Annotated in this window: 8 protein-coding genes and 1 pseudogene; 1 reads left to right on the top strand and 8 read right to left on the bottom strand. The window is 61.7% G+C overall.

Annotation, left to right across the window (positions count from 1 at the left end):
- Nucleotides 1-121: 121 nt before the first annotated feature.
- From ACIQ3Q_RS21790 to ACIQ3Q_RS21770, 5 genes are all read right to left on the bottom strand, one after another.
- Nucleotides 122-448, bottom strand: a complete 327-nt coding sequence (locus ACIQ3Q_RS21790; protein ID WP_396271339.1) for a GIY-YIG nuclease family protein — start codon at nt 446-448, stop codon at nt 122-124.
- Nucleotides 432-2084 (bottom strand): Eco57I restriction-modification methylase domain-containing protein, encoded by a 1653-nt coding sequence (locus ACIQ3Q_RS21785; protein ID WP_396271338.1) that lies wholly within the window; start codon nt 2082-2084, stop codon nt 432-434. Before ACIQ3Q_RS21785 ends, ACIQ3Q_RS21790 begins: the two co-directional genes overlap by 17 nt.
- Nucleotides 2081-2728: an SAM-dependent DNA methyltransferase gene (locus tag ACIQ3Q_RS21780; RefSeq protein WP_396271337.1), complete on the bottom strand. Its 648-nt coding sequence runs from the start codon at nt 2726-2728 to the stop codon at nt 2081-2083. The genes ACIQ3Q_RS21785 and ACIQ3Q_RS21780 overlap by 4 nt, the downstream gene beginning before the upstream one ends.
- 176 nt (nt 2729-2904) lie before the next feature.
- Nucleotides 2905-3897: a quinone oxidoreductase family protein gene (locus ACIQ3Q_RS21775; RefSeq protein ID WP_396271336.1), complete on the bottom strand. Its 993-nt coding sequence runs from the start codon at nt 3895-3897 to the stop codon at nt 2905-2907.
- Between the two features lie 12 nt (nt 3898-3909).
- Nucleotides 3910-4986 carry an MBL fold metallo-hydrolase gene (locus ACIQ3Q_RS21770; RefSeq protein ID WP_396271335.1) on the bottom strand — a complete coding sequence of 359 codons (1077 nt, stop codon included), beginning with the start codon at nt 4984-4986 and terminating at the stop codon, nt 3910-3912.
- Between the two features lie 38 nt (nt 4987-5024).
- Here ACIQ3Q_RS21770 and ACIQ3Q_RS21765 point away from each other — a divergent pair, with 38 nt between their 5' ends.
- Complete coding sequence (locus tag ACIQ3Q_RS21765) at nt 5025-5948, top strand: DMT family transporter (protein WP_396271334.1); 924 nt, start codon at nt 5025-5027, stop codon at nt 5946-5948.
- A gap of 23 nt (nt 5949-5971) precedes the next feature.
- On the opposite strand, the gene ACIQ3Q_RS21760 is transcribed toward ACIQ3Q_RS21765, so the two are convergent.
- The 3 genes and pseudogenes from ACIQ3Q_RS21760 to ACIQ3Q_RS21750 form a co-directional block, all read right to left on the bottom strand.
- A complete protein-coding gene (locus ACIQ3Q_RS21760; RefSeq protein ID WP_396271333.1) occupies nt 5972-6772 on the bottom strand; it encodes a DMT family transporter in 801 nt (266 codons plus the stop codon).
- The gene (locus tag ACIQ3Q_RS21755) at nt 6769-7584 is read right to left on the bottom strand and encodes a GNAT family N-acetyltransferase (protein ID WP_396271332.1); all 816 of its coding nucleotides are present in this window, start codon (nt 7582-7584) and stop codon (nt 6769-6771) included. The genes ACIQ3Q_RS21760 and ACIQ3Q_RS21755 overlap by 4 nt, the downstream gene beginning before the upstream one ends.
- Nucleotides 7584-8432 (bottom strand): annotated as a pseudogene (locus ACIQ3Q_RS21750) (gamma-glutamyltransferase family protein); the annotation flags it as partial. The gene ACIQ3Q_RS21755 and the pseudogene ACIQ3Q_RS21750, both read right to left, overlap by 1 nt.
- Nucleotides 8433-8555 lie beyond the last annotated feature (123 nt).

Raw genomic sequence — 8555 nt, 5'->3', positions numbered from 1 at the left:
CTACAGGTTCAACCGCCGCCTCGATCTCCGCGCTTTGGTCATCCAACTGATTGCCGATGTGGTGCGAGCAACCCCATTGCCTCAGCGTGCTATCCGGGGCTTGGCTGAGCTTCATGCCTAATCAGGTAACGTCATCCACCGTGCAGCGCACCCATTCCAACTTCGATTTATCCAGTCCCCGCTTAACGAGAGCAGCGCGCACCTCGTGATCGGTGAAGATCGAACCATCGTCGCGCGCAGCAAGTTCATCCAATACTATGCGGTAGTTCTCAATGGCTGCAGTCTTGAGCTGTTCGGCAACACGCAATGCTACGTTGCGAGTGGTCTGGCCGACCTTGAGGAGCCCTTGGTGGCTGGAGTCATCGATGGAATAAGCGTAAATGCGCGGACTTGCCACAGGCTTGGGAGCAAGAACTTCGTCAATTGTCGGCTTACTCACCATCAGCATCACCCACAGCCAGGTCACCCAACAAATCTGGAGTTAAATCCATCGGACGAACGACCTTTTCGATAAAGTCAATCTCTTCAGATGAGATGCCGTACTTGCTGTACAGATCAACGTCTGTCCACGGACGGCTCCAGTCTTGCTTAGGCACAAATGTGTACACCTTGCGAGTGGTGTCTTGCGAAGGCTTGTGCAGCAGGATGAGCAGCCTAGTTAGGCGGCATGTCAAATACGACAGCGCATTCTCCGCTTGCTCCTTGGACTCGAACGGCCCGATGCAGAGGTACGTTTCTGAACAGATGCTGCCTGGCTCGCCAACGAAAGGTGTACTGAGGATGCGATGTGGATAAGTGTCGCGGTTACCCGTTCCAGGAGCGGCGCGACCAATATAGATTTTCCACGAGTCAATCAACTCCGCACCAATCTCAACTTCCGCCCGGCTAACAAACCCTATGCCACCGTTTTGGTAGATCGCGATGTCACCCTTTTTACTATTCTTCCGCCCTCGAAAAAATGTTCGGAAACCAAACGGTCTGAGTGAACTCACTAACACATCGAATCTCTTGTTGGCAGGCAGGGCAAGGCCAGGAGCGCCCTGCCCCTCGCTTTCAACTACCTTCTGCAGAATTGAAAGTCCTTCGTTGAATCGAATGAAGACATCCGCCCCCTCTTCCGCAAGGTGACGTGTAGCCGTCGATACCGGCCAGTCCTTGAAATGTGTGCTGACCTGACAGTCACCACGATGATCACGATTCCAAAGGAAGTAGCACACCCCCCCCTTCAAGCCCACTCCGGGGAACACATCGGAGGCACTCAAGTAGTCGTCAATGGACCGAAGGCGATCATCCGCCAACATCGACTCCCTGAACTCGTCTAGCCCTTTGCCACCCGCAAACCACCGCGCAGGAATGATCATTGATAGGTAGCGGGGCTCCAATTGCTTGGCTTGCTCTACAAACATTTGGTAGATTGGCGCTGCACTGGTGCCGTAGCCACCATCGCTCAACTGGTATGGTGGATTCCCAATGATCACATCGAATTGCATTTCATCTCCAAACAACTCGGCCATGCGAGTCTTGATATCTTGGGTGTGAATGAAGGCGTAGGCATGGGTCTCCATGTCTTCACCACGATCCAGTGCTCCCTGGCTGGCGCCGCAAAAAGTGCACTTTCCCTTCACCCAGGTGTGCTCCACCCTCTCAAACCAAATGTTCCCGGCCTCGGTGTTGAATCCCTCGGCCACCGCGTGCGGTCCGTTGGCTTGTTTGGAGCAATAAAGGCTACGCCTCGCCAGTAGGCTGGTCAGTCGGGTGATGCCGATGCCAAACACCTGCCGCGTCAGAATGTGATTCACGCGAGTTTGCAAGTCCGGCATCTTTTCTTCGAGCCCCTTGACCAAGCGGTTAGTGATTTCTCGAAGAAACACACCCGACTTAGTGAATGGGTCGAGGAAGCAGAGCGTGGGGTCGGCCCACAGGTCTGCACCGCCATGGTCTTCCGCCCAGGCCTGGGCCAGCCTATCGAGTATGCGGCTCGCAAACTCAGGCGGTGTAAAGACTTCGTCATTAGACAAGTTCGCGATGCAGGTCAGGACATCGGGATTGCGCCCACGCGGCTTGAAACTGACTTGCTGGTTCACAAGGTCTCCGTTGTAGATTCACTCTCACCCGTAGCCGAGAGATCGCGTACGGTCATGGGCAGGTAGGTCTTGATGGGCGTGAAGATGTCGTGCTTGCCAAACAGCGAACCTTCGGAGCTGAAATCTGATGCCCCAATGAGGACGTCGAGACGGAAGTCGCGTCGCTGGAATTTGCCCTTGCCTAAGTAACCCCACTCGGCAAAGAGGATAGGCTCGCCTGCCCGCGAGCGCATGGTGAGTGCATCGCCGTGCAGCACGTTGCAGGTCAGTACATGAGAGGCTGCACGAAACAGGTCATCCCTTTCGCTCACTCTGGTGTATTCCGCAAAGATCGCCAGAGCATTGGCTCGGCATTCCGCCACGTTGTCGGACAACAGCTCGATGCCGTAAATGCACATCAAAGCCAATAGCGCGTAGTGCTGCCGCTCGAAGTCAGACCGACCATACTTCAACTCTACTGCCGCCAGCTTGCGCTGCAGGATGCGGCTGATGAAGTTGCCGCTGCCGCAAGCAGGTTCCAGAAAACGCGAGTCGATGCGCTCGGTTTCGTCTTTCACCAGGTCGAGCATGGCCTCAACCATCCATGGCGGGGTAAAGACTTCCCCATGGTCAGCAACACGTTGTTTAGATTTGACGAGATTCATTGTGCGGGGCAGGCGGCTGGAGCCATATTCAAGGTCTACGTTCGCCTCTCAGCGAAAAAGATGACCCCGATCGACCAGCTCAATTCGCCATGGCGAAAAATTACGGGCGATTATCGGCCGTTCACCGCTAGACGCCTTGTAATTCGATTGTGTGGCCGCCCACGCAGCCGCCCCCCTCACACCGTCAAAATCGTGCACCCCGTGGTCTTGCGGGCTTCCAGGTCGCGGTGGGCCTGGGCCACGTCTTCGAGCTTGTAGCGCTGGTCAATGCGGATCTTGACCTGGCCGCTGGTGACCATCGCAAACAGATCATCGGCCATGGCTTGGGTGCGCTCGCGGGTGGCAATGTGGGTGAAGAGCGTGGGGCGGGTCACATAGAGCGAGCCCTTGGCGGCCAGCACGCCAATGTCCAGCGGGGGCACCTTGCCCGAGGCATTGCCGTAGGTGGCCAAAAGGCCGAAGGGCTGCAAGCAATCTAGGCTCTTCATGAAGGTGTCGGCGCCCACCGAGTCGTACACGGCCTTCACGCCTTGGCCGCCGGTGATCTCTTTGACCCGCGCCACAAAGTCTTCACTGCGGTAGTTGATGGTGTGGCTGGCACCCAGTTCGCGAGCCAGTGCACATTTGTCGTCGCTGCCCGCCGTGCCAATCATCTGCAGGCCCATGGCTTTGGCCCATTGGCAGGCGATCAGGCCCACGCCACCGGCAGCGGCATGAAAGAGGATGAAGTCACCCGCCTTGAGCCCGCCCTGGGGCTGGGTTTGGCGCAGCAGGTACTGTGTGGTTAGGCCCTTGAGCATCATGGCCGCGCCTTCGTCAAAGCTGATGGCGTCGGGCAGCTTGCACACACACTTGGCGGGCATCACGCGGCGCTCGCAATAGCTGCCGGGCGGCTGGCTGGCATAGGCGGCGCGGTCGCCCACTTGCAGGTGGCTCACGCCCTCGCCCACGGCTTCGACCACGCCCGCCCCCTCCATACCCAAGGCCAGCGGCAGTGGGTTGCCGTAGAGGCCGGTGCGCTGGTATACATCAATGTAGTTCAGGCCCACCGCATGGTGGCGGATGCGGATCTCGCCAGGGCCAGGCTCGCCCACTTCGGTGTGCACCAGTTCAAGCTGCTCGGGGCCGCCGTAGGCCTGGATGCGGATGGCGCGGCTAGGGTGGGTCATGTGGTCTGTCTCCTATCGTGTAGGCCAGGTGCGGGTTTCACCGTGGCGAAGGGTGGTGAAGGCATTGTCAGCCACGCCCAAGGCTTGGCGGGCTTGGGCCAGGTCTTTGGGGGCTTGGTCCAGGGGCTCGTCGCACAAGCCCTCAAACGTGCCCCAGTGCACGCCGATGGATTGCTTGGCGCCCAGGTCCAGGTGGATTTGCGCCGCCTCGGCGGGGTTGATGTGCTGGTTCTTCATGAACCAGCGCGGCTCATAGCAGCCGATGGGCACCAGGGCCAGGTCAAAGCCCCCTTGGGCTTGCTCCGCTTGGAAGTGCGCGCGGATATCGGCGAAGTCGGGGCTGTAGGCAGTGTCGCCGGTGTAGAGCAGGTGAAAGTCTGGCGCCAGGGCCGCAAAGCCGCCCCACAGGGTCGCGCGGCGGTCAAAGGGTGTGCGGCTGGACCAATGCTGGGCGGGGGTGAAGACAAACTCCACTGCGCCGACGCGGTGGCGGTCCCACCAGTCCAGCTCCACCACGTTGCGGATGCCGTGCTCGGCAAACCAGGCCTTCACACCCAGTGGCACGATGAACAGCGGCGGCCCACCGGCCTGCGCCGCCAGCGCTTGCACCGAGGCCGTGTCCAGATGGTCGTAGTGGTTGTGGGAGATCAGCACCACGTCGAGCTTGGGCAAGGCCGCCACCTCCACAGGCAGCGGCACCACGCGGCGTGGCCCGGCCCACTGCACGGGTGAGGCGCGTTCGGAGAACTGCGGGTCGGTGATGAAGCGCAAGGCCCCCATCTGCACCAGCATGGTGGAGTGGCCGAGCCAAGTGGTGCTGGGGCCAGGGGCGTTGAAGTCGGGCGTGGTGGTGGGCAGGGGTGGATCGGGCAGCGGAGGGTTGCTGCGCGAGAACTGCCACTTCATCACCTCCCACTGGCTCTTGATCTCGTTGCCGCCATAGCGGTTCTGAAAGCCGTTGGGGGTATGGTGAGACTTGGCTGGGTTGTAGGCCGGGTTGTCGGTCGGCTGCGCGGCAGCCCACAGTGCACCGCCCACCAAAGCCAGGGCCAGCAAGCCCCAGCGCCATTGATTGAATTTCAACGTCATGGGCTGACTTTAGCGGGCGGCGGCTATGCTTGCAGCCCATGTCGTCCAACACCCCACAGCTTCTGAGCCCGCGCATCGCGCTTTTGCTGACCCTGGCCCCGCTGATGTGGGCGGCCAATGCCGTGGTGGGGCGCATGGCAGTGGGCAGCATTCCGCCCGTGGCCATGAACTTGGCGCGCTGGGTCATTGCCTTCGTGTTGCTGCTGCCCCTGGCAGGCGCGGTGCTGCGCGAGCGCCAGGCCATCGCCCAGCGTTGGCGCTATCTCTCGCTGCTGGGTCTGCTGGGCATGGGTTGCTACAACGCGCTGCAGTACATGGCACTGCACACCAGCACGCCTTTGAACGTGACGCTGATTGCGGCCAGTTCGCCCATCTGGATGCTCTCCATCGGGGCGGTGTTCTACGGCGTGCGTCCGCGCCCGGCCGACCTGCTCGGCGCGGCACTCTCCATGCTGGGCGTGGTCTTGGTGATCGCGCGAGGTGACCCCGCCAACTTGCTGAGCCTGCACTTTGTGCCGGGCGATCTTTTGATGCTGCTGGCCATCTTTACTTGGTGCGTCTACAGCTGGCAATTGGCCCGGCCCCCGGCCCACATGCAGGGCGAGCAGCGCCCGGCCTGGGACTGGGCGGCCTTCTTGATGGTGCAGATGGTGTTTGGCCTGGGCTGGAGTGCCCTGGCCACCGGCATCGAGGCCAGCGTCAGCACCGAGCAATGGCACTGGAGCTGGCAGGTCGGGGCCATCTTGCTGTTTGTGGCGGTGGGGCCGAGCCTGATCGCTTATCGCAGTTGGGGCATCGGTGTGGGTGCCGTAGGGCCCGCCATCGCGGGCTTCTTTGGCAACCTCACCCCCGTATTTGCGGGCATTTTTTCAGCGGCCCTGCTGGGCCAGTGGCCGCAGTGGTTTCACCTGACGGCGTTTGGCCTCATCGTGCTGGGCATTGTGGTGTCGGCAAGGCGCTGAGAACAAGCACCCAACACCCTACCCTAGCGCCACTTGGCAAGCAGCCACACGCCCAACAAGACCAAGCTGGTGCCCACCAGCACCAAGGGCGTGAAGGGCTCACCCAAGATCCAAACCCCCAAGAGGATGGTGGCCATGGGGCCGATCATGCCGGCCTGAGAAGCCAAAGGCGCGCCCAGGCGCTCGATGGCCATCATCACCATCAGCACTGGGGCCACGGTGCAAGCCGTGGCATTGAGCACCGACAGCCACACCACCGGCATCGGTACCAGCGCCGCCGACAGCGGCTTGGCCAGCAAAAAGTGGGCAATACAAAAGACCGAGGCGGCGCTGGACGCCAAGCCCACCAGCCGCAAAGAACCCAAGCGCGCCACCATGGCGCCGCTGGCCACCATGTAGATGGCATAGCTGATGGCGCTGCCAAACACCAAGGCCGCACCCAGCAGCACATGCGCGCCTTGCAGGTGCAGCTCTTGCCCAAACACCAGCACCGTGCCGCCATAGCTGATGGCCAGCGCCACGCCATGCCGCCAAGTCACCTTGTAGCCTTGAAAGGCCACCGACAGCGCCAACACAATGGTGGGGCCTAAATACAAAATGAGCCGCTCTAGAGAAGCGCTGATGTAGGCCAAACCCATGAAGTCCAGCAAGCTGGCCAGGTAATAGCCGCTGAAGCCCAAGCCCCAAATGGCCAGCACGTCGCGCCGGGTCAGCGGCGGCTTACCCCGGCCAGCCACCCAAGCCAGCAGCAAGAACAAAGGCAGGGCCAGCAACAGCCCCGGCAGGATGGCACGAAAGGACTTGCTGACTTGAGCCTGGCTCATGCCCTATCTTGCGGTGCGCGCCGCTGCAGATTGTGGGCGCGGTCGACGGGCACATAGCCCAGCGATTGGTAAAGGTGAATGGCAACTTCGGCAGGGTCGGCACAGATCACCGCCTGCTGCCGGCCCAGGGTGTCAAAAGCATAGCGGCTGACCGCCTGCACCAGCGCGCGGGCGAAACCTTGGCGGCGGTGGTCGCGGTGGGTCAGCACATACTGAAAGCGTGCCACGCAGTCGCCTGGCGCCCAGATCAAACCGCAATTGGCCAGCAGCTCACCGCCCTGCCACCAGCCAAACCAAGCTGCTTGGCCTTGGGCCTTCATCAGGCGAATGCGCGCCATCTGCGCGGCCCTGAAGCGGCGATACCCTTCGGGCTCAAAACCCCAGCAGTCCAGGCTCTGCAAGTCCAGGGCGGCGGCATGGTCAGCCTCGGAGACCACTTCCCGAAACTCACCCGGTACAGAGAGTGGTGCCCAGTCGACCTGATGTCGCTGGGCCGCCAAGGCCACATTGACGTTGTACTCAAAGCCCGCTTGCGCCCAGGCTGGGCCTGGAGGCTCGTCGCCCAAATAGCCCAGCGCAATATGCCGAACCTCGGGGTGCCCTGCGGCCACCTCGCGCTCGAAGCGTGCACACCACGCGGTGATATCCGCATCGTTGGGCGCTGCGGCCATCAACACAAAGTTGCCCCAATAGTAGGTCGGGGCGCTGGGCGTGGTGACGATGATGGCATCGGCCTCCTCCCGCACCTGGCCATCAAAGCGGTGCAAGATGAACTCAGTGCGCCACGCCAGGGGCAGATCGGCGACGCGCATCAGAACCCCACGGCGGCGCCGTCACGGCGTGGGTCGCTGGCAGCAATGTAGCCTCCGCCGTGCGCGTCATCCCGCCAGATGAACTGCCCGGCGCCAAACTGGCCGGGGTCGGTGATGTCGGTGAGCTGATGGCCGAGGGCCGCCAAGCCTGCGCGCAGGGCCTCGGGCGCACCCTGCTCTAGCGAGAGGCTCAGGCCTTGCTCAAAGCGCCAGCGCGGGGCGTCACACGCCACCTGCGGGTTTTGGCGATGGCACAGCATGCGCACCAGGGTTTGCACATGGCCTTGCGGCTGCATGTGGCCACCCATTACGCCAAAGCTCATCTGCGGCTGTCCGTTGCGACTCAAAAAGCCCGGGATGATGGTGTGGAAGGGCCGCTTGCCGGGCGCGACGACATTGGGATGCGCCGCATCCAAGCTGAAGCCATGGCCGCGGTTTTGCAGCGACAAGCCCCATTCCGGTAGCACCACGCCCGAGCCAAAGCCCATGTAGTTGCTTTGGATGAAGCTGACCATCATGCCGCTGGCGTCGGCTGTGCTGAGGTAGATGGTGCCGCCCTTGGGCGGGGTTCCGGGGCCAAAGTGCTGGGCACGGCGTGGGTCGATCAGGCGCGCGCGCCGCGCCAGGTAGTCGCGGTCCAACAGGCTGCTGACGGGCAGGTGCATGTGACTGGCCTCAGCTACATGGGCGTGCAGGTCGGCAAAGGCCAGCTTGATGGCCTCGATCTGCAAGTGCTGGCAGGCCGCGCTGTCGATGGGCAAGGCCGCCAGGTCGAACTGCTGCAGCATGCCCAGTGCCATCTGGGCCGCAATGCCTTGGCCGTTGGGAGGAATCTCGTGCAGAGTATGTGTCAAGCCCCGGGAGATCATTCACACGTTTTGTGAAGAGCTTGGGGTGTGAGGCGTGCCATTTTTTCAGGGCCTCGATGGGGGTCTGGTGGTTGAGGGCGCGTTGAGGAATTCGATGGTTGT

The sequence above is a fragment of the Ideonella sp. genome, from assembly GCF_044358605.1.
GTDB lineage: Bacteria > Pseudomonadota > Gammaproteobacteria > Burkholderiales > Burkholderiaceae_C > Ideonella.
Note: the sequence above shows the minus strand (reverse complement) of the source record. Positions and strands in the feature narration are given on the sequence as shown.